Source organism: Rhizobium sp. Leaf384 (genome assembly GCF_001424065.1).
Lineage (GTDB): Bacteria > Pseudomonadota > Alphaproteobacteria > Rhizobiales > Rhizobiaceae > Ferranicluibacter.
Window position 1 is genome coordinate 759,782 of record NZ_LMQE01000005.1, and the last position, 19,243, is coordinate 779,024.

Sequence of the window (19,243 nt, forward strand, 5' to 3'; positions counted from 1 at the left end):
ATCGCGAATGCAGGTCGCCCGAGAGTATGCACCGGTTTCGGCAAACGACATGCATCACGATAAGATCTTCAAGCGGGTCGCGTGACTCCTTTTTCACGCAACGCGCTTAGCCCGCGGCCTTCGTGGCGATCGTCTCCATGACCAGCGCTGCTGCGCGCTCGCCCGGCGGCACCTCCGTGCGCATGATATCCCAGACAGCGTCGAACCCGCCGATCATGGCACGCCGCTCCGGCGTGTCGGCAGCCAGCCGCTCCATCCAGCGGGCAAGCGCGCCCGGCCGGATGGACTCGTTGAAATATTCGGGAACGATGACGTAGTCGCCGATCAGGTTCGGCAGGTTCGCCGTCCAGATCCGGATGCGCTTGTGCATCATGCGGATCAGCCAGTCGGCCTTGTAGGTCGAAACGACGGGAATGCTGCAGAGGCCGAGCTCGAGGATCACCGTGCCCGAGGCCGCCATGGCGACGTCGGCCTGCGCGAAGGCAGCCCATTTGGCCTGCGCGCCCACCCGCACCTCGACATCGACCGGCCAGTCGCGCACGAGCGCGCGCACGGTGTCGGCCTGCCGCGGCACGGTGGGCAACACGAAGCGGAAGCCTGGGGAGCGCTTGGCCAGGATCTCCACCGCTTCCCGAAACACTGGCAGCAGCCGCGTGATTTCCGAACTGCGCGAACCCGGGAGAAGGAGACAGGTCGGCTGCCAGCCATCGCGCACGCGCGCGTCGCCCTTCGCCCACTGGGCCGCGCGGACGGAGAGGACATGCTCGTCGGAGGCAAGCCGATGCCCGACATAGGTCGTCGGCGGACCGCCGAGCGTCGCCATCGCGTCGGGCTCGAACGGCAGGACGGCGAGCACGTGGTCGACATAGGGCCGCATGCGCAGGGCCCGCTCCGGCTTCCAGGCCCAGACGCTCGGGCAGACGTAGTCGACGATCGGCAGGCTGGGCAGCGCCGCCCGCACGCGTTTGGCGACGCGATGGGTAAAATCGGGGCTGTCGATGATCACCAGCACATCCGGCCGCGCCGCGATGACCGCATCCGCCGTCTGCCGGATGCGCCGGAGAAGCGTCGGCAACCGCGCGAGCACCTGCGAAATGCCCATGATCGACAGTTCGGAATAGTCGAACAGCGACACGAGGCCCTGTGCCTCCAGCTCCTCGCCGCCGACGCCAACGAGCGAGACGGGGCCGGCACGCTGCTTCAGCGCCCGGATCAGGTCTCCGCCAAGCAGATCGCCGGACACTTCGCCGGCGATGATGGCGACCTTGAGGGGGTCGGCCCTGTTTTCATTCGGCATGCACGCACCTCGTCCATCTGAGAGTTCCGACGCGGCTCCCGGCGCGTCCTTCCGTCCTGCACGCGCCCCGTGCCCTGCGCGAGCCGGCCTCAGGACAGCGGCTGCGTCCGGTCGAGCCCCGTCACGAACAGCCCCGAACGATCGGCGGTCTCGATGGTTGCGGCACGCTCCAGAACCAGCGCCCGGCCCGCTTCCACGGCGATGCCGGCAAGACCGGCCGCAAGCGCGCTTTCCACGGTCGAGGGCCCGATCGACGGGAGATCGGCGCGCAGATCCTGTTGCGGCTTGCAGAGCTTGACCAGCACGCCGCGCCGCCTCTGGGAAATCCGGCCGTCGCGCCGCAGGCCGGCCACGCGCGCGATCATCGCGTCGGTGCCCTCCGGCCCCTCCAGCGCGACGACACGGCCGCCGACGGCAATGGCGCCCTGGCCCACATCCAGCGCGCCGAGCGCATTGGCGGCCGCCGTCGCCACGGCGATGTCCCTGAGATCGTCGCCATCGGGTGCAATCCGGCCAATCGGTCCGATCTCGGCGAGAAGCGCCGGCACGATATCCTGGACGCCGATGACACGGGCGCCGCTCGCCTCGATCAGCGCGATCGCCATTTTCAGCACCGCATCGTCCCCGCCCGATATCAGCGTCTTCAGAACCGCAGGCACGCGCGAGAGCGTCTTCAGGGTCGGGCGGATGTCGCGCCATTCCGGACGGCGCTGCACGCCGCCGGTAAGCACGACCCGGTCGATGCCCTCCTGGCGGAAGGTGGCGCTGATGTCCCGGAAATTGCCGATGCCGAGCGTCCGGCTGTCATAGCCGCTCCAGCCGTCGCCGGCCTCCCCGGTCAGCGCGATGATGTAGGGGTTTTCGCCGCTCGCCCGTGCCGCATCGGCCACGTGATGCGGCAGACGACCGCCGCCGGCGATAATCGCCAGCCGCCCTTTGCCGGCACGACCGCCAAGTCCCGGCGGTGTCGATACCGCCAGCGGATCCTTGGAGGATGGGCCAGGCATGGCGCTCAGCCCTTCTTTCCCCGGGTGGGGGATGACAGGGCCCGGTCGCTGTCCGCACCGATGAAGTCGAGGATCTCGAGCACCGGCGCACAGTCGAGGTAGTCCTGCCGGATCGCGGCGGCATTGGCGCGCACGGAGCCCGTTCCGTCGAAGATCTGCTTGTAGGCGCGGCGTACCTCGTGGATGACGGCCTTGTCGTGGCCCGCGCGCGACATGCCGACGACGTTGAGACCGGAGAGAATGCCGGGATTGCCGTTCAGCATGCCATAGGGAATGACGTCGTAGCTCACGGCCGAGAGACCGCCGACAAAGGCCTGGCGGCCCACGCGGGTAAACTGGTGGACGGCCGAGCCACCGCCGAGGATCGCCCGGTCTTCCACGACCACATGGCCAGCCAGCATCACGTTGTTCGACAGGATGATGTTGTTGCCGAGCCGGCAGTCATGGGCCACATGCGCATAGGCGAGAAACAGGTTGTTGTCGCCGACGGAGGTCAGCCCGCCATGCTCCACCGTGCCGGTGTTCATGGTCACGCCCTCGCGGATCGTGCAGTTCGCGCCGATCACGAGCCGCGTATCCACGGCGCTGTGATGCACGCTCTGCGAATCGCCGCCGATGACGGCGGAGGGGAAGATCTTCGTGCCGCGGCCGACGCTCGTCCGGCCGATGACGACGACATGGCTCATCAGCACCACGTCGTCGGCCAGCTCCACCTGACCGCCCACATGGCAGAACGGACCGATGGTGACGTTCTCGCCGATGACGGCCCCGTCTTCGACGACGGCGGACGGATGAACCTTGGCGCTCTCGGCAATCATGTCAGGCTTCGTCCTTGCTGATGATCATGGCGCCGATATCCGCTTCCGCGACCAGCTGCCCGTCAACTTTGGCGTCGCAGTGAAACTTCCAGATACTGCCGCGCTGCTTCTGCTTGACCACGTGATACTCGACGCGGTCGCCCGGCACGACCGGCTTGCGGAAACGCGCATTGTCGATCGTCATGAAGTAGACGAGGTTGCTGCCCGTCGCGGTCTTGCGCGCGCAGATCGCGCCCGCCGTCTGCGCCATGCCCTCGATCAGGAGAACGCCCGGCATGATCGGCTGGTCGGGAAAATGCCCCGTGAAATGCGGCTCGTTCGCCGTCACGTTCTTGATGCCGATTGCCGAGTTGTCGCTGTCGATCTCGATGATCTTGTCGACCAGCAGAAACGGATAGCGGTGCGGCAGGAGCTTCATGATCTCGCGAATGTCGGCCGTGCCGAGAACGTTTGCCCCTGTCTTTTCGGTTGGCATATCGCCGGTTGGGGTATCGTTCATTGCTTGTCTCCCGTCGTCGTCTTGCGCTTTCTTAGATTGGCCCGCGCCGCAATCTCGGCCGCCTCCCGCAGGAAGTCGCGCATGGGACGCGCGGGAATGCCGCCATACCGCTCGCCGGCCGGCACGTCCGCGGCCACGCCGCTCATCGCGCCGATCTGGCTGCGGTCGCCGATCGTGATATGTCCGTTGATCGCGGCCGCGCCGCCGATCATCACGCCGTCGCCGATGCGCGTGCTGCCGGCAATGCCGACCTTCGCCGCAATGCCGCAGTGACGCCCGATGCGGACGTTGTGACCGACCTGGACCAGATTGTCGATCTTCGTGCCTTCGCCGATAACGGTGTCGTCCATGGCGCCGCGGTCGATCGTCGTGTTGGCGCCGATCTCCACGTGATCCTGCAGGATGACGCGGCCGATCTGCACGATCTTGATCATGCCGCCGCGCGGTCCCGGCGCATTGCCGAAGCCGTCCTGGCCGATCCGGGCGCCGGGATGAATGATCACATGGTTGCCCACGAGGGCACAGAGGATCGTCGCGCCGGCGGAAATCGTGCAGTCGCGCCCGATCCGCACGCCGGGGCCGATGACGACGCCGGCAGCGATGCGCGTGCCGGAGCCGATCTCCACCCCTGCCCCGATCACCGCGGTCGCCTCGATGTCGATGCCGTCCTCCAGCCGCGCCGTCGGATCGACGAAGGCCGCGGGGGAAATGCCGCTCTGGCCGCCGAGGTTCTGGACCGGGCGCAGCGCATCCGGATGGAAGATCGCCCCGGCCAGGGCAAAGGCGGTATGGGGATATTTGGCGAGCAAGACGGGAATATGCGGCGGCACGATCGACGCGACCGCCTCGTTGCAGATCACCGCGGCAGCCTGCGAGGTCGAGAACTCGTCGCGATAGCGCCGCTGCAGCATGTAGCAGACGTCGCGAGGGCCGGCCCTGTAGGTCGGCGCGATGGACGAAACGATCCGGTCGCCGGCCGTCTCGTCCTGCAGCGAAGCGCCGATGCGCTCCGCCAGATCGCTCAGGCGGAGCCCGTCATGCGGCGGGAAAAACCAGTTAGCATCCATGGGCCAGACTCCAGAACAGTTTGGCATGCAGTTCTGGACTGCCGATATCAGAAATTCGACGAAATACCGAACTTGATGTTCTGCACCTTGTCGTAATCTTCCTTGGCGATCGGAACAGCGTAGTCGACGCGGAGCGGACCGAAGGGCGATGCCCACAGCAGGCCGACGCCGACCGAGGCCCGCAGCGATGCATCCGTTCCGACGACCCGGTCGCTGGCCCTGACCTTGACGTCGTTGCCATAAAGCGTGCCGGCATCGGCGAACACGGCGCCACGGAACCCGGCGTCGCGCGGAATGCCCGGCAGCGGGAACGTCGCTTCGGCCGAGGCCGTGAAGTAGGTCGTGCCACCGACGGCATCGTCATATTCGCGGCTGCGCGGACCGATACCGTTGCGCTCGAAACCGCGGATTTCGTTGCTGCCGATCTGGAACTGGTCGAACACTTCCATCGGACCGGTGGTCCCGACCACGTGGCCGGCGCCGGCCGACAGCGACGCGATCACGTCGGCGTCGTCGTTGACCGTGTAGTACCACTTGGCCTTGGCCGTCAGCTTGTAGAAGTCCGACGTGCCGCCGAGGCCAGCCAGTTCCTGCGTCGCCGTTGCCAGGATGCCTTCATGCGGCAGCTGGGCGTCGTCGAGCGAATTGTAGGTGAACGAGTTGGAAACCGACGAGCGCGTCCACGGCGAATTGTTGACCACGCGGCGGTAAGGCGTCGACAGGTCGTTCAGTTCGTCGTCCGACGCGTGATAGTTCAAACGCGTGAAGTTGTAGCGCAGCGTCGACGACAGGCGCTCGGTGATCGGCGCGGTGACGCGCAGGCTGAAGCCCTGATCCTCGTAGCTGTAGTTGTCGTCGTTGAAGTCGTTCTCGTTCTTGAACACGTCGAAGCCGGCGGCCAGACGGTAGCCGAGGAAGTAGGGCTCGGTGAACGACACGTTGTAGGTCCGGCTGTCTTCGCCGCGACCGGCTGCAATCCGGATGTACTGGCCCCGGCCGAGGAAGTTCTTTTCCTCGATCGACGCTTCCACCAGGAAGCCGCCACCGCTGCCGGCCGAATAGCCGGCGCCGATGCCGAACGAACCGGTCGACTGGTCCTGCACGTCGACGACGACGACGACGCGGTCGGCCGCACTGCCCTGCTGGGTCGAGATGTTGACGGTCGAGAAGTAGCCGAGCGCTTCCAGGCGGCGCTTGGCCGTTGCGATCATTTCCTGGTTGAAGGCGTCGCCTTCGCTCATGTCGAATTCGCGGCGGATGACGTAGTCGCGCGTGCGGGTGTTGCCGCGGATCTCGATGCGCTCGATATAGGCGCGCTCGCCCTGGTCGACGAGGTAATCCACGGCGATCGTGCGGCCCGCAAAGTCGCGGTTGCCGCGCGGCGTGACGCGGGCGAAGGGATACCCCTGCGCAGCGACGCGCTTGGAGATCTCCGACATCGTTTCCTGGACGTCCTTGGCCTTGTAGATCGTGCCCTGGCGACTCTGGACGAGGCCCTTCAGCTCATCTGCATTGATGCCTTCGACGGTCGATTCGACATTGACCGGACCGAAGTCGTAGCGCTCGCCTTCTTCGACCGTGATGGTGATCGTGTATTCGTTGGCGGTCTCGTCGAGAACGGCATCGGAATTGACGACGCGGAAGTCGGCGTAACCGCGGTTGTAGTAGAACTGGCGGAGCTGCTCCTCGTCGGCACGCAGCTTGTCGGCATTGTAGACGTCCTTCCGGTTCAGGAAGGAGAGGATGCCGGACTTCTTGGTGGCGATGACGCCCTGGAGACGGCCGTCGCTATAAGCGTTGTTGCCGACGAAGTTGATCGCGCGGATCTTCGTGCGATCGCCCTCGTTGACGACGAAGGCGACATTGATGCGACCTTCGGCGACCGGAGCGGTCTGCACGGTGACGGTCACGTCGTTGCGGCCGATGCCGGCATAGGCATCCTTGATCGACTGGATGTCGGCCTGCACGGTCGCCTCGCTATAGGCGCTCAGCGAGCGGGTCTTGACGACCCCGGCCAGCTTGTCGTCGGTGATCTTGCGGTTGCCGTTGAAGACCACCTGGTTGATCAGGTTGTTTTCGCTGACGTTGACGACCAGCGCGCCACCGGACACGTTGATGCTAACATTGGAGAAGTAGCCCGTGTCGTACAGGCGCTTCACCGAAGCGTCGATGTCGGCATTGGTGAATTCCCGACCGGGAACGATGGTGATGTTGGAGCGGACCGTTTCGGCGCTGACACGCGTCGCACCGCGAACGTCGACGCGGCGGATCGTCGCGGCTTCAGCGACAGACGCACTGGCAAAAAACACGACGCCAGTTCCAGATGCGACAATCCCTGCAGACAGCGCAACCGCCGACACCGCGTTCAAAAACTTTGAACCAGCCTTCATGTTCTGATCTTACCTTCTTCCAATGTCCCGCGGCGAACTCGTGCCGACTCCGGTCATGCCTGCCGTTTTACCCGCTTTTCTCATACAAGCAAGGTAGCACGTTAATTTCCGTTTACTTCAATTCCCACCGTGGCTGAACGGCCACTACAGACAAGAATTATCGTAAACAAATCGTTTCTAATCAAATCCTTGAAGAGAAGCTTCGACCGTTTTAGCGCCTCTTCCTTAACCTTTAGCCAACCGCGCCGCTCATTCGCCCGACAAGGGAAGAAATATCGTTCCAGGTGGCAAACACCATCAGCATCAGAACCATGGCAAAGCCGATGCGGAAGGCGATATCCTGCGCGGAGGCGCCGAGCGGCCGGCCGCGGATCGCCTCGATCGCGTAGAACATCAGGTGTCCGCCGTCGAGCACGGGCACCGGCATCAGGTTGAGAAGGCCGATCGAGACCGACAGGACGGCGGCAAGCTGGAGCACCGCGGCGACGCCAAGCGTCGCCATCTGCCCGGAGGCCTGCGCCACGCGGATCGGCCCACCCAGCTGGTCGGCCTTCATGTGCCCGGTCACGAGATTGCCGAGATAGGCGAAGGTGCCGGTCACGATGTGCCAGCTCTCGATCGCGCCCTGCCCGATCGCCTCGAGCGGCCCGAAATTCTGCAGCCGGAAATTGCCGCTCTCCTGGTTCGTCAGGATGCCGATGATGCCCATTTCCATCTTGTTGCCGAACTGGTCGGTGATCTCGCTGCGTTTCGGCACCATGGGCACCTGCAGGAGTTGCCCGTCGCGGCGGATTTCCACGACGATCGGAATCTCCGGGCGCACGCCGACATAGCGGCGGACGTCGTCGAATGTCGTCACCGTCGAACCGTCGATGGAGACGAGAAGGTCGCCCGGGCGGATCCCCGATTCGGCAGCGGCACTGCCGGCCTTCACCTCGGACACCACGGGATCGGCGATCGGCTTGCCGTAGGTGGAGAACAACAGGGCGTAGATGACGATGGCGAGCAGGAAATTGGCGATCGGCCCGGCGGCAACCGTGGCGGCACGCTTCCACAGGGCGGCTCCGAGGAAGGTCTGCCCGCGCTCCTCGGCCGACAGGCCCTCGAGGGCCCGGTAGTCGGGCGTGCTCGCCGCATCCTCGTCGCCATAGAACTTGACGTAGCCGCCGAGCGGAATGGCGCAGACCTTCCAGCGCGTCCCCCGACGGTCGTTGAAGCCGACGAGCTCGGGCCCGAATCCGATGGAGAAGGCAACGATCTTGATGCCCGACCAGCGTCCGACGAGATAGTGCCCCATCTCGTGCACGAAGACGAGCAAGGTGAGGACAAGCAGAAACGGGACGATATAGCCCACGAAGATATGCAGAAGATCGGCCAGATAAGTCATCGTCGTCCTTGTCAGATCGCCGGAGGCGGGCTCAGATCGCCGGAGGCGGGCTCAGATCGCCGGAGGCGGGTACCGTGCGCGCCATCTTATAGAGGCAGCAGGGAAAATGCGATATGGGCGTCGACATCACGTTTGCGCGGCGCGCGGCTCCCCGCGCGGAGAGCTGGCGCCGTCGCGCCGTCAGAGCCCGAGCAGCAGGGCCCCGATCCGGCCGCCGGCGCCCGTCATCGCCTCGCCGAGCGCGATGATCAGGGCGGCGAAGCAGGCGACGACGAGCCCGTCCACCCGGTCCCAGACCCCGCCATGGCCGGGAATGAGGCGGCCGCTGTCCTTCACGCCGCAGCGGCGCTTGACGTAGGATTCGAAGAGGTCGCCGCACTGGCTGGCGATCGACAGCACGAGGGCGACGAGCGGAATGCGCGCGTCTTCGAGCGGGAAATAGGCGGCATAGACCGCCGTGCCGGCCACAGTGCCCGAGACGGCGCCGCCGATTGCGCCCGACCAGGTCTTGCCCGGTGAGATGCTCGGCGCGAGCTTCGGGCCGCCGATCGCGCGTCCGAAGAAGAAGGCGAGAATGTCGGTCGCCCACACGACGGAAAAGACGAAGAGCATGGCGACAAAGCCGACCTGGGTATCGTCGCGGATCGTGGCGAGCGAGATCGTCGTCATCCCGGCATAGGCCACGCCCCCCGGCAGCCACCAGCCCCGGCCGTGGAACCGCGACCAGACGATCGCGACGATCGAGGCGAGGATGAGGATGGGCAGGGCATATTCGTCGCCGCCGCCGATGATGAGCACGGCGACGACCGCCTGCACGGCCCAGCCGGCGAGATAGGCGCCGCGGTCGCCCGCAGCGATCCGCGTCATGCTGGTCCACTCGTGCCAGACGGCAAGGCCGATGATGCCGGACAGGATCGCGAAGGCGGGGCCGCCGATCCAGGTGTCGCCAAGCGCGACCGCTGCAAGCACGATGCCGGAGATGATCCGGAGACGAAGTTCGCGGCTCATCACGAACCGACCGCGAAGCTGGTCGGCGGCGTGGAAGCGGACGCGTCGGAAGAGGCGGGCTCGGCGCCGGGCGTGACATTGCCGAAACGGCGCTCGCGCCGGCGGTAGGTGTCGATCGCCCGCATCAGCAGGGCCCGGTCGAAGTCCGGCCAGTATTCCGGCAGGAAGACGAATTCGGAATAGGCCGATTGCCAGAGCAGGAAGTTGGACAGCCGCTCCTCGCCGCTCGTCCGGATGACGAGGTCGGGATCGGGGATGCCGGCCGTATCGAGCCGGCTCGCGATCATCGCGGGCGTGATCGCCTCGGGGCTCAGCCGGCCCGCGGCAACGTCCACGGCCAGGGTCTGCACGGCCCGGGCAATCTCGTCGCGCGATCCGTAGTTGAAGGCGATGCAGACCGTGGTGCCGGTGTTGTTGCGCGTGGTTTCCTCCGCCTCCAGCAGCAGCGGCAGCACGTCGCTGCGCAGGTTCGATCGGTCGCCGATGATGCGGATGCGCACATTCTGCCGGTGCAGTTCGGCCAGGTCCCGCCGGATGAACACCTTGAGAAGCCCCATGAGGTCGTTGACCTCCGGCTCCGGCCGGCTCCAGTTTTCCGAGGAGAAGGCGTACAGCGTGAGATAGCGGATGCCGAGCGCACCGGCGGCGCGCACCGTCTCGCGGACAGCCTCGACACCCTTGCGGTGCCCCATGGTCCGCGGCAGGCCGCGCCGGGCGGCCCAACGGCCATTGCCGTCCATGATGATGGCGACATGCGCGGGAAGCGTTCTGACGGACGGATCGGACATGGACGGCCTGACTTCGCGGAGAGGAGAAAACGAAAGGATGCAGACTAGACCTGCATGATTTCCTTTTCCTTGTCGGCGAGCAAGCGATCGACGTCGGAAATCATCTCGTCGGTCATCTTCTGGACCTTTTCCGACTGGATGCGGCTGATATCCTGGCCGATCGTGCCGTCCTTCTCCACCTTCTTGAGATTGTCCATGCCGTCGCGCCGCACGTGACGAATCGCCACCTTGCTCTTTTCGGCATAGTCGTGCGCGACCTTCACCAGCGAGCGGCGGCGCTCCTCGTTGAGCTCCGGCAGCGGGATGCGCAGCGTCTGGCCGTCCATGATCGGGTTGAGGCCGAGGTTGGATTCGCGAATCGCACGGTCGACGGCGTTGACCATCGAGCGGTCCCAGATCGACACGCCGAGCATGCGCGGCTCGGGCACGGTGATGTTGGCCACCTGGTTGAGCGGCACGCGCGAGCCATAGGCTTCCACCATCACCGGGTCGAGAACGTTGGCCGAGGCCCGCCCCGTCCGCAGCGACGCGATGTCGTTCTTGAAGGCGGTGATCGCGCCGTCCATGCGGCGCTTCAGGTCGTTGAGGTCGATACCTTCACTCATCTTGCTTCTCCGTGCTCGATCGGCGTGCTCCCGCTTGCGCAGAACCGTCCGCCGTCTGTTGGCCGCTCTTTCAGTTGTCGGTGACGATGGTGGCGCGGCCGCCGCCCGTCAGGATATCGGTGAACCCGCCCTTCTCGTGGATCGAGAAGACGATGATCGGGATGCTGTTCTCGCGCGCCAGCGCCACGGCGGACACGTCCATGACGGCGAGCCCCTTGTCCAGCACCTCGCTGTGGGTCAGCCGCTCGAACCGGGTGGCCGTCGGATCCTTCTTCGGATCGGCCGAGTAGATGCCGTCGACCTGGGTACCCTTGAAGATGGCCTGCGCGCCCATTTCGGCCGCGCGAAGGGCGGCGGCCGAATCGGTCGTGAAGAACGGGTTGCCCGTGCCGCCGGCGAAGATCACCACGCGGCCGAGCGAGAGATGGAAGAGCGTCGCACGCTGGGAAAAACTCTCGCAGATTTCCGGCATGGCGATGGCCGAGAGCACGACCGTGTCGATGTCGAGCTTGCGCAGCGATGTCGCGAGCGCCAGCGCGTTGATGACGGTCGCGAGCATGCCCATGTGGTCGCCCGTGACGCGGTCGCCGCCCTTGGACGCGACGGCGACGCCGCGAAAGATGTTGCCGCCGCCGACGACCACGCCCACCTCGACGCCCATGGCGCGGGCAGCTGCGATGTCGGATGCGATCCGATCAACGACCGTGACGTCGATGCCGAAGCCCTGGTTGCCCATCAGCGCTTCGCCGGAGGCCTTCAAAAGCACGCGTTTATAGAGCGGTTCGGCCGACATCGTCACTCCTGTCGTGGTGCACGCCCGGGGGGTCCGGCGCGCGGTTTGGGTCGAGAACGCGGCACCCGAGGGCAGCATCGCGTTCCAGCAATCGGGCGGCCGGATACCGCCTTCGCGTCGTGCAGGACAGACGCCTTCGCGTGCCGCCAAGGCCGGACGCCGGTTGCGTCAAGCCGGTTTGACGCCGGGTTGCGTCGAACCGGTTGGACGCCGATTGCGTCAAGCCGGTTGGACGCCGGTTGCGTCAAGCCGGTTGGACGCCGGTTGCGTCAAGCCGGATACACGAAGGGCACCGCGTTGTCCACGCGATGCCCTTCCGTTTTGTCGGATGTCAAAGAAGAATCAGCCCTTGGCGACAGCGGCCACTTCGGCTGCGAAATCGCTCTCTTCCTTCTCGACGCCTTCGCCGAGCAGGAGGCGCGCCATGCCGGTGATTTCGATCGGCGCACCGACCGTCTTCTCGGCGTCCTTGATGGCAGCCTCGACCGTGAGGTCGGGGTTCATGACGAAGGCCTGGCTGAGAAGCGCCACTTCCTCGAAGAACTTGCGCATGCGGCCGTCGACCATCTTCTCGATGATGTTGTCCGGCTTGCCCGAAGCGCGCGACTGCTCGATGAACACATTGCGCTCGCGCTCGGCGACCGCCGGATCGACTTCCGTCGAGCGGATGGCGAGCGGGTTGGTCGCAGCGATGTGCATGGCAACCTGGCGGCCGATGGCGTTCAGGGCTTCCTTGTCGCCGGTCGACTTCAGCGCGACGAGAACGCCGAGCTTGCCGAGGCCTTCGGTAACGGCGTTGTGGATGTAGGTGGCGACGACGCCGTCCTCGACCGAGAGCAGAGCGGCACGGCGCAGCGTCATGTTCTCGCCGATCGTGCCGATCGCGTCCTTGATGCTGTCGGAAACCGACTTGCCGGTGGCCGGATAGGTGGCGGCGTTGATCGCATCGACCGTGCCGTCCGTGTTGACGGCGACCTTGGCAAAGCCGCGGACCAGGTCCTGGAAGGCGTCGTTGCGGGCCACGAAGTCGGTTTCGGAGTTGACCTCGATGACGACGGCCTTGGTGCCGGCGCTGGTGATGCCGATCAGGCCTTCGGCGGCCGTGCGGCCCGACTTCTTGTCGGCCTTGGCGATGCCCTTGGCGCGCAGCCAGTCGATCGCGGCTTCCATGTCGCCGTTGGTTTCGCCCAGTGCCTTCTTGCAATCCATCATGCCTGCGCCCGACTTCTCGCGCAGTTCCTTCACCATTGCTGCAGTAATGGTCGTCATCGTCTTGGCCTCTTTCTGTCTCTCGTCCGGTGCGCTCAGATGCGATCGAGCGGCGGTGTCCGGAAAGTGTGTGAGGGTGTGCCCCCTCAAGATGACATCGTGATGAACAATCTCACCCGATGTGGACCCGCCGCGCAACGGCGGTCTCCTCGAAAAGATGCGGGGCCGTCCACTCCATCAGTCGCAAACGGCCCCGGAAAATAGGTCTCGACCGGCCCCCCCCTTGTCGGGGAACCGGCCGTGATCGTTCAGCTGGATCAGGCGTCGGCGGCGACGGCTTCTTCTTCTTCCAGAGCCGGCTCGAGCGGCAGGTCGCTGGCAGCGCCGAGGTCGCGGCCGGACGCGCCCTGCTGACGGGCGATGCCGTCGAGAGCGGCACGGGCGATCAGGTCGCAATAGAGCGAGATGGCGCGCGAGGCGTCGTCATTGCCGGGGATCGCGTAATCGATCTGGTCCGGATCGCAGTTCGAGTCGATGACGGCGACGACCGGGATGCCAAGACGCTTGGCTTCTTCGATCGCGATCGACTCCTTGTTGGTGTCGATGATGAACATCAGGTCGGGAACGCCGCCCATGTCGCGGATACCGCCGAGGGCGCGGTTGAGCTTTTCGCGCTCGCGCTCGAGATTCAGGCGTTCCTTCTTGGTGAAGCCCGAAGCGTCGGATGCGAGGATCTCGTCGAGCTTGCGCAGGCGCTGGATCGAGTTGGAGATCGTCTTCCAGTTCGTCATCATGCCGCCGAGCCAGCGGGCGTTGACGTAGTACTGGGCCGAACGCTTGGCGCTGTCGGCGATGATTTCCGACGCCTGGCGCTTGGTGCCGACGAAGAGAACGCGGCCGCCCTTGGCAACCGTGTCGCTGACGGCCTGAAGGGCGCGCGACAGCATGGGCACGGTCTGTGCCAGGTCGATGATGTGAACGTTGGACCGTTCGCCGAAGATGTAGGGCTTCATCTTCGGGTTCCAGCGGTGAGTCTGGTGGCCGAAGTGAACACCAGCTTCAAGAAGCTGGCGCATGCTGAAATCGGGCAATGCCATGCCGTTTATCCTTTTCCGGTTGAACCTCCGTGGGGAAAACAGCAGGTTCGGATGAACCTGCCACCGGGCGGAACGCAACGGATGTCTCCCGAAACGTCCCAGACCCCACGTGTGGAATGCGGCCCGCCATACAGCGGGACGCCGCGGATATCAAGGAAAAAGGCGCAAGCCGGCCGGCATTTCTGCCGGTGCGGGCGGCCGACTAACTTGCAGCCTACTTCCAGGTCCTACCGCCGGGCCTACTTGCCGGGCCTACTTGCAGGTCCCCTCGCCGCCCTGCTTGAACATTTCGAGATTGGCCAGCTTGCCGCTGAGCACGAAGTCGCCATAGTCCATGGTCAGGTCGCGCGTGATGCCGTTCTCGTAAAGCTTGAAGGCCATGCGGTAGATCGGCACGGCATCGCCGGTCGCCTCGTCGTTGAAATAGGAGATCGTCACCGGCCAGTAGGGTTTCTGCGCCATCACGCCGGCCTTGCCGACGTCGGCATCGTCGTCGCTGGCCTTGGGCTGGTGCTGCGCACCGACCAGGGTCGTCGTCACCAGCGTCTTGTCGCCGCTGTCGGAGCCGTCGAAGATCCGCGATTCGAAGATCTTGTCGCCGCGCTTCGCCCGGTCGATCACCTCCAGCATGTGCTCGGTCGGAAACAGGCTGTGGGCGAGATCGACCTCCCGCTTGTCCGGCGCCGTCAGGTCCACCCGCACGCCGTCCTTGGCGTCATGGGCGAGCCCGCGCACCTCCTTATCCAGCTTCTCGTCGGTGAAGGACCGCGTAAGAAAGCGGAAGTTGCCGCTCTTCAGGTCCTCGAAGGTCGTCGTCTGCTGGTCCGTCAGGCGCACGTCCTCGCCCGTGTCCACCTTGGTCACGAAGCGGAAGCTCACCGTATAGCCGTCGCAGGCCGATCCGTTGAACTCGTAGACCATGCGGCCATACATGCTGGAAATGCCGGAGCGTTCGGACGAATCCTTGAGCTCCAGATCGTATACCGCCCGGTGCGGAACCAGGATGTTCGCCGAGGCGTTCTCCATCCCGACCGCCGTCGTCCCGAGAAACGCTGCGGAGACCACGAAGACGCGGGTCATGCCTGAACGAAACATCCAATAGCTCCTGTTGGATCGACGCGCGATGCTATATTGAAACATGCGTCGAAAGCGAGGCGTCGGATCGTTATCCCCGCATCGAAGAGAGACGTGCATGACGCATTCCTCATGAGATTACAATATTGTCCGGAGACATCCATGTCCGCAGAAATCGAAGCCCGCATCGAGCAGCTCGGCATCACCCTGCCGGTGGCCGCAGCCCCGGCCGCAAACTACGTTCCCTTCGTCATCAGTGGCCAGCACCTCTACATCTCCGGCCAGCTGCCGATGGAGAACGGCAAGGTCGCCGTGCTCGGCCTGGTCGGCGCTGATGTGGACGTGACCGCCGCCCAGCGCGCGGCCGAACTCTGCGCCATCAACGTGCTTGCACAGGCGAAAGCCGCTCTCGGCGGCGATCTCGGCCGTATCCGCCGCATCGTCAAGCTCAACGGCTTCATCGCCTCTGCGCCGGGCTTCACCGAGCAGCACCTCGTCATGAACGGCGCGTCCAACCTGATCGTCACCATCCTCGGCGAAGCCGGCGTCCATGCCCGCGCTGCCGTCGGCATGGCCGGCCTGCCCTTCAACGCCGCCGTCGAGATCGACGCGGTCATCGAGATCGCGTGATGGCGATGCCGGCGACCCGACCGATCAAGGACACGGCCTTCCTCAAGGCCCAGCCGATCGCCCATCGCGGCTATCACGACATGAACAATGCGATCTGGGAAAACACCCTCTCGGCTTTCCAGCGCGCCATCGATCACGGCTACGCCATCGAGTGCGACCTTCACTACACGGCCGACGGCGTGCCCGTGGTGTTCCACGATGACGACATGAAGCGCCTCTGCGGCGTCGAGGGCGACATCCGGCTGAAGACCGTCGGCGAGCTCGGTCTCTTCTCCATCGGCAACACGGCCGATCGCGTCCCCTCGCTTGCCCAGCTCCTGCGCCTCGTCAGGGGCCGGGTCCCCCTGGTGCTGGAACTGAAGGGTCGCCGGGGCGACGACGAGGGGTTCGCCGATGCCGTCGTGGAGAGCCTTGAAACCTATGACGGCCCGGTCGCCCTCATGAGCTTCGACCACTGGCTCCTGAAGGACCTCGCGGCGCTCGATTCGCGCTTCCCCCTCGGCCTGACCGCGGAAGGCGCCCGGCCGGAAGAGTTTGCGCTGCACGAGGAAGCCATGGCGCTGGGGCTCGATTTCATCTCCTATTATTACGGCAACCTGCCCAACCCGTTCATCTCCGCCCAGCGTGACGCCGGCCGGACGGTGATCACCTGGACGGTGCGCGACGAGGATGCGGCCGACTACACCTTCCTCCACGCCGACCAGATGACGTTCGAGGGCTTCGCGCCGCGTACGCGGACAACCGGGGATCTGGTGGCCTAGCGCATGGCAGACGACGTCAGCATCCGCATCGAGACCTCGTTCAAGGACATCGACAAGGCCGATTGGGACCGGCTGATCGGCACGACGAGGGCATCCGCCACAGCGGCGGTGCCCTACAATCCCTTCGTGTCCTACGCCTACCTCTCGGCGCTCGAGGACAGCGGCTCGGCCACGGCCGAGACCGGCTGGCTCGGCCAGCATCTCCTGCTGCAGGACGAGGCGGGGACGCTCGCCGGTGCGCTGGTCTGCTACCTCAAGAATCACAGCCAGGGCGAATATGTATTCGACCATGGCTGGGCCGACGCGCTCGAGCGGGCGGGCGGCCGCTATTATCCCAAACTGCAGAGCTCCGTGCCCTTCACGCCGGCGACCGGCCCGCGCCTTCTGGCCACCACCGAGCCCTTCGCGCCGGAGGCCGTGCAGATGGCACTCGCGACCGGCCTGACGGAGCTTGCCCGTCGCCACAAGGTCTCGTCCGCCCATGTGACCTTCGTGCCGGAAGCCGAGATCTCCACCTTCAAGGACGCCGACTTCCTGCATCGCACCGACCAGCAGTTCCACTTCACCAATGATGGCTACGGCAGCCATGACGATTTTCTCGCGACGCTCGCCTCGCGCAAGCGCAAGGCGCTGAAGAAGGAGCGCCGCGCCGCGCTGGAAAACGGCATCACGGTGGAGTGGCTGACCGGCAGCGATCTGACCGAAGAGATCTGGGACCAGTTCTTCCGCTTCTACATGGACACCGGCAGCCGCAAATGGGGCCGGCCCTATCTCACGCGCGCCTTCTACTCGCTGATCTCGGAGCGCATGGCCGAGGACATCCTTCTCGTCATGGCCAAGCGCGAGGGCCGCTATGTCGCCGGCGCCATCAACTTCATCGGCGGCGACGCGCTCTACGGTCGCCACTGGGGCGCGATCGAGGATCACCCCTTCCTGCATTTCGAGGTCTGCTACCACCAGGCCATCGACTTTGCGATTTCCCGCGGCCTGAAGCGGGTGGAGGCCGGCGCGCAAGGGGAGCACAAGCTCGCCCGGGGCTACCTTCCCGTCACCACCCACTCCGCGCATTTCTTCACCCATCCCGGCCTCAAGCGCGCCGTGGCCGACTATCTCGAGCGTGAACGCCTCGACGTGGAAGCCATGGGCGACATCCTCACCGAGCACAGCCCGTTCCGGAAGGGCGAGCGGCAGGATGGGGAAACCGACAGCTGAACGATACGAGGACCCTGCCATGACCGGTTACGACACCAGCAACATCTTCGCCAAAATCCTGCGCGGCGAGATCCCCGCCCACACGGTCTATGAGGACGAGGCCGTCATCGCCTTCATGGACGTCATGCCGCAGGCGGATGGCCATGCGCTCGTCGTGCCGAAAGCGCCGTCGCGCAATCTGCTGGACGCCGACCCCGCCACCCTGCCCGCGCTGATCGCGGCCGTGCAGAAGGTCGCCATCGCCTCGAAGACGGCCTTTTCCGCCGACGGCATCACCATCCTGCAGTTCAACGAGGCCCCCGCCGGCCAGTCCGTCTTCCACCTGCATGTCCACGTCATCCCGCGCCACGACGGCCAGCCGATGCGCGCCCATTCCGGCACCATGGAAGATCCCGACATCCTCAAGGCCAACGCCGAAAGGCTCCGCAACGCCCTGAAGCGCGTTGCGTGAAAAAAGATCAACGCAACGCGCTTTAACGGCTTTTTTTGATGCATGACGTCCGGGCGCAGCCGGGCCGCCCTGCCTACCGGAACGCCGCGCGCATGAGATAGAGCGCGGCGGCAAGGATGAGCAGCGGCATGACGAGGATCTTGACGAGATAGGACACGGCGATCGCGATCGAGGCCGTGAAAAGGTCCGAGGAGATCGCGATGCCGTCCGTGATGACCTTGGTCTTGGCCGCTACCCCTTCGGTTAGCGACGTCACCAGCCCGGAGGCCGCCGACACCGTGCCGGAAATGGCCGACTGCGACTGGTCGACGGCGGAGCCCAGTCGCCCGAGAAAGCTCGTATCCGGTGTCGCGGGCGACGCGGCCGGCGCCTGGCTGTCCCGGAGCGCGTCGATCTGTCCCACCGCCTCCGCATCGTAGTCCGCATTGATCCGGTCGAACACCCCCGTCGCCGACCGCCAGGCCTCGTCGGTCATGCGGGCGCCCGCATGGAAGGCGACGGCGTAGGACAGCGGCAGCACGACCGCGCCGAGAAGGCAGAGCGTCAGCACCGCCCGCGCCACCCGATCCACCGCCCGTGGCAGAGCCCGCCGCGAAAGGCTCGCGCCCGCCCGCAGGACGGACACGCCGGCAAGGCCGATCGCGGCCACCTTGGCCACCGGCAGGAACAGCGTCGACAGGACGCCCGAGACGATCGCCAGCCAGAACAGGAGGTCGGCCATCCGGTCGATCGTGTTCGTCACCGGCTGCAGCAGTTGCCCCGGGCTCGCGGTCACCGAGGCGACCCCGACGCCCCCCGTGACATCGGCGTCCTTGGCGACGCTCATCACCGAATTCATCACCCGCAGCGTGCCGTAGAGCGCCGTGCTGCCGATCGTCACGTCGCGATTGTACTGGGCGGCCCGGTCCGCCAGCGGATTGACGACGACGAGCAGCGCCGCCAGCCCGGCGAGAACGAGCCAGCGAAGGCAGGCGAAAGCGGGCCTCGGCCCTCGGCCGCCGGACCTCGAACCGGTCTCGCCGGAGATCGGGCCGGCCCCGCGGGAAGAAGCGGGCTGCTCCGGCGGGCCGCCGCGGCGCGGGATCCGCCCCGTCACCATCCCCGGCTCTTCGATGGGTCCGGACGTGTTCCTGGCCATGGGGCCTCCGCT

At 65.6% G+C, this 19,243-nt stretch carries 19 protein-coding genes; 4 read left to right on the forward strand and 15 right to left on the reverse strand.

Going from position 1 to position 19,243, the window contains the following annotated elements; all coding sequences use genetic code 11:
* Nucleotides 1-106: 106 nt before the first annotated feature.
* The 14 genes from lpxB to ASG25_RS12005 all read right to left on the reverse strand — a co-directional run bounded on the left by lpxB (nucleotide 107) and on the right by ASG25_RS12005 (nucleotide 15,060).
* On the reverse strand, nucleotides 107-1,297 hold the full coding sequence (gene lpxB, locus ASG25_RS11940; protein ID WP_062473779.1) for a lipid-A-disaccharide synthase: 1,191 nt from the start codon (nucleotides 1,295-1,297) through the stop codon (nucleotides 107-109).
* An 89-nt stretch (nucleotides 1,298-1,386) separates the two neighbouring features.
* Complete coding sequence (gene lpxI, locus ASG25_RS11945; RefSeq protein WP_082480099.1) at nucleotides 1,387-2,304, reverse strand: UDP-2,3-diacylglucosamine diphosphatase LpxI; 918 nt, start codon at nucleotides 2,302-2,304, stop codon at nucleotides 1,387-1,389.
* Nucleotides 2,305-2,309: 5 nt separating this feature from the next.
* Nucleotides 2,310-3,122 (reverse strand): acyl-ACP--UDP-N-acetylglucosamine O-acyltransferase, encoded by an 813-nt coding sequence (lpxA, locus tag ASG25_RS11950; RefSeq protein WP_062473781.1) that lies wholly within the window; start codon nucleotides 3,120-3,122, stop codon nucleotides 2,310-2,312.
* A gap of 1 nt (nucleotide 3,123) precedes the next feature.
* Nucleotides 3,124-3,597, reverse strand: a complete 474-nt coding sequence (gene fabZ / locus ASG25_RS11955) for a 3-hydroxyacyl-ACP dehydratase FabZ (RefSeq protein WP_062474542.1) — start codon at nucleotides 3,595-3,597, stop codon at nucleotides 3,124-3,126.
* Between the two features lie 20 nt (nucleotides 3,598-3,617).
* Nucleotides 3,618-4,688 (reverse strand): UDP-3-O-(3-hydroxymyristoyl)glucosamine N-acyltransferase, encoded by a 1,071-nt coding sequence (gene lpxD, locus ASG25_RS11960; protein WP_062473783.1) that lies wholly within the window; start codon nucleotides 4,686-4,688, stop codon nucleotides 3,618-3,620.
* 47 nt (nucleotides 4,689-4,735) lie between these two features.
* Entirely contained in the window at nucleotides 4,736-7,078 is a 2,343-nt protein-coding gene (gene bamA, locus ASG25_RS11965; RefSeq protein ID WP_062473786.1) for an outer membrane protein assembly factor BamA, read from the reverse strand.
* 232 nt (nucleotides 7,079-7,310) lie between these two features.
* Entirely contained in the window at nucleotides 7,311-8,465 is a 1,155-nt protein-coding gene (gene rseP / locus ASG25_RS11970) for an RIP metalloprotease RseP (RefSeq protein ID WP_062473787.1), read from the reverse strand.
* A gap of 180 nt (nucleotides 8,466-8,645) precedes the next feature.
* Nucleotides 8,646-9,473, reverse strand: a complete 828-nt coding sequence (locus ASG25_RS11975; protein ID WP_062473789.1) for a phosphatidate cytidylyltransferase — start codon at nucleotides 9,471-9,473, stop codon at nucleotides 8,646-8,648.
* Nucleotides 9,473-10,261 (reverse strand): isoprenyl transferase, encoded by a 789-nt coding sequence (locus ASG25_RS11980; protein ID WP_062473791.1) that lies wholly within the window; start codon nucleotides 10,259-10,261, stop codon nucleotides 9,473-9,475. The genes ASG25_RS11975 and ASG25_RS11980 overlap by 1 nt, the downstream gene beginning before the upstream one ends.
* A gap of 44 nt (nucleotides 10,262-10,305) precedes the next feature.
* A complete protein-coding gene (gene frr, locus ASG25_RS11985) occupies nucleotides 10,306-10,866 on the reverse strand; it encodes a ribosome recycling factor (protein ID WP_062473792.1) in 561 nt (186 codons plus the stop codon).
* Nucleotides 10,867-10,936: 70 nt separating this feature from the next.
* Nucleotides 10,937-11,659 (reverse strand): UMP kinase, encoded by a 723-nt coding sequence (pyrH, locus tag ASG25_RS11990; RefSeq protein ID WP_062473795.1) that lies wholly within the window; start codon nucleotides 11,657-11,659, stop codon nucleotides 10,937-10,939.
* Nucleotides 11,660-12,001: 342 nt separating this feature from the next.
* Nucleotides 12,002-12,928 (reverse strand): translation elongation factor Ts, encoded by a 927-nt coding sequence (tsf, locus tag ASG25_RS11995; protein ID WP_062473797.1) that lies wholly within the window; start codon nucleotides 12,926-12,928, stop codon nucleotides 12,002-12,004.
* A 257-nt stretch (nucleotides 12,929-13,185) separates the two neighbouring features.
* The gene (gene rpsB, locus ASG25_RS12000; protein WP_062473799.1) at nucleotides 13,186-13,965 is read right to left on the reverse strand and encodes a 30S ribosomal protein S2; all 780 of its coding nucleotides are present in this window, start codon (nucleotides 13,963-13,965) and stop codon (nucleotides 13,186-13,188) included.
* A gap of 252 nt (nucleotides 13,966-14,217) precedes the next feature.
* Nucleotides 14,218-15,060: a cell envelope integrity EipB family protein gene (locus tag ASG25_RS12005; RefSeq protein WP_062473801.1), complete on the reverse strand. Its 843-nt coding sequence runs from the start codon at nucleotides 15,058-15,060 to the stop codon at nucleotides 14,218-14,220.
* Nucleotides 15,061-15,201: 141 nt separating this feature from the next.
* Here ASG25_RS12005 and ASG25_RS12010 point away from each other — a divergent pair, with 141 nt between their 5' ends.
* Genes ASG25_RS12010 through ASG25_RS12025 form a run of 4 tightly spaced genes read left to right on the forward strand, consistent with a single transcriptional unit; the run spans nucleotide 15,202 to nucleotide 18,093 of the window.
* On the forward strand, nucleotides 15,202-15,669 hold the full coding sequence (locus tag ASG25_RS12010) for a RidA family protein (RefSeq protein WP_062473803.1): 468 nt from the start codon (nucleotides 15,202-15,204) through the stop codon (nucleotides 15,667-15,669).
* Between the two features lie 23 nt (nucleotides 15,670-15,692).
* Nucleotides 15,693-16,430 (forward strand): glycerophosphodiester phosphodiesterase, encoded by a 738-nt coding sequence (locus ASG25_RS12015; RefSeq protein ID WP_156379760.1) that lies wholly within the window; start codon nucleotides 15,693-15,695, stop codon nucleotides 16,428-16,430.
* A gap of 3 nt (nucleotides 16,431-16,433) precedes the next feature.
* Complete coding sequence (locus ASG25_RS12020) at nucleotides 16,434-17,642, forward strand: GNAT family N-acetyltransferase (protein ID WP_062473805.1); 1,209 nt, start codon at nucleotides 16,434-16,436, stop codon at nucleotides 17,640-17,642.
* 19 nt (nucleotides 17,643-17,661) lie between these two features.
* A complete protein-coding gene (locus tag ASG25_RS12025; protein WP_062473808.1) occupies nucleotides 17,662-18,093 on the forward strand; it encodes an HIT family protein in 432 nt (143 codons plus the stop codon).
* Nucleotides 18,094-18,166: 73 nt separating this feature from the next.
* Here the strand turns inward: ASG25_RS12025 and ASG25_RS12030 are convergent, their stop codons facing one another.
* Entirely contained in the window at nucleotides 18,167-19,231 is a 1,065-nt protein-coding gene (locus ASG25_RS12030; protein ID WP_062473810.1) for a hypothetical protein, read from the reverse strand.
* Nucleotides 19,232-19,243 lie beyond the last annotated feature (12 nt).

What these genes read in the sequence shown, in the direction of transcription:
- lpxI (WP_082480099.1), bottom strand. Translation starts at nt 2,304, where the DNA reads ATGCCTGGCCCATCCTCCAAGGATCCGCTGGCGGTATCGACACCGCCG.
- rpsB (WP_062473799.1), bottom strand. Translation starts at nt 13,965, where the DNA reads ATGGCATTGCCCGATTTCAGCATGCGCCAGCTTCTTGAAGCTGGTGTT.
- lpxB (WP_062473779.1), bottom strand. Translation starts at nt 1,297, where the DNA reads ATGCCGAATGAAAACAGGGCCGACCCCCTCAAGGTCGCCATCATCGCC.
- rseP (WP_062473787.1), bottom strand. Translation starts at nt 8,465, where the DNA reads ATGACTTATCTGGCCGATCTTCTGCATATCTTCGTGGGCTATATCGTC.
- ASG25_RS12010 (WP_062473803.1), top strand. Translation starts at nt 15,202, where the DNA reads ATGTCCGCAGAAATCGAAGCCCGCATCGAGCAGCTCGGCATCACCCTG.
- ASG25_RS11975 (WP_062473789.1), bottom strand. Translation starts at nt 9,473, where the DNA reads ATGAGCCGCGAACTTCGTCTCCGGATCATCTCCGGCATCGTGCTTGCA.
- lpxA (WP_062473781.1), bottom strand. Translation starts at nt 3,122, where the DNA reads ATGATTGCCGAGAGCGCCAAGGTTCATCCGTCCGCCGTCGTCGAAGAC.
- ASG25_RS12030 (WP_062473810.1), bottom strand. Translation starts at nt 19,231, where the DNA reads ATGGCCAGGAACACGTCCGGACCCATCGAAGAGCCGGGGATGGTGACG.
- ASG25_RS12020 (WP_062473805.1), top strand. Translation starts at nt 16,434, where the DNA reads ATGGCAGACGACGTCAGCATCCGCATCGAGACCTCGTTCAAGGACATC.
- ASG25_RS12025 (WP_062473808.1), top strand. Translation starts at nt 17,662, where the DNA reads ATGACCGGTTACGACACCAGCAACATCTTCGCCAAAATCCTGCGCGGC.
- ASG25_RS12005 (WP_062473801.1), bottom strand. Translation starts at nt 15,060, where the DNA reads ATGTTTCGTTCAGGCATGACCCGCGTCTTCGTGGTCTCCGCAGCGTTT.
- fabZ (WP_062474542.1), bottom strand. Translation starts at nt 3,597, where the DNA reads ATGCCAACCGAAAAGACAGGGGCAAACGTTCTCGGCACGGCCGACATT.
- tsf (WP_062473797.1), bottom strand. Translation starts at nt 12,928, where the DNA reads ATGACGACCATTACTGCAGCAATGGTGAAGGAACTGCGCGAGAAGTCG.
- bamA (WP_062473786.1), bottom strand. Translation starts at nt 7,078, where the DNA reads ATGAAGGCTGGTTCAAAGTTTTTGAACGCGGTGTCGGCGGTTGCGCTG.
- frr (WP_062473792.1), bottom strand. Translation starts at nt 10,866, where the DNA reads ATGAGTGAAGGTATCGACCTCAACGACCTGAAGCGCCGCATGGACGGC.
- pyrH (WP_062473795.1), bottom strand. Translation starts at nt 11,659, where the DNA reads ATGTCGGCCGAACCGCTCTATAAACGCGTGCTTTTGAAGGCCTCCGGC.
- lpxD (WP_062473783.1), bottom strand. Translation starts at nt 4,688, where the DNA reads ATGGATGCTAACTGGTTTTTCCCGCCGCATGACGGGCTCCGCCTGAGC.
- ASG25_RS11980 (WP_062473791.1), bottom strand. Translation starts at nt 10,261, where the DNA reads ATGTCCGATCCGTCCGTCAGAACGCTTCCCGCGCATGTCGCCATCATC.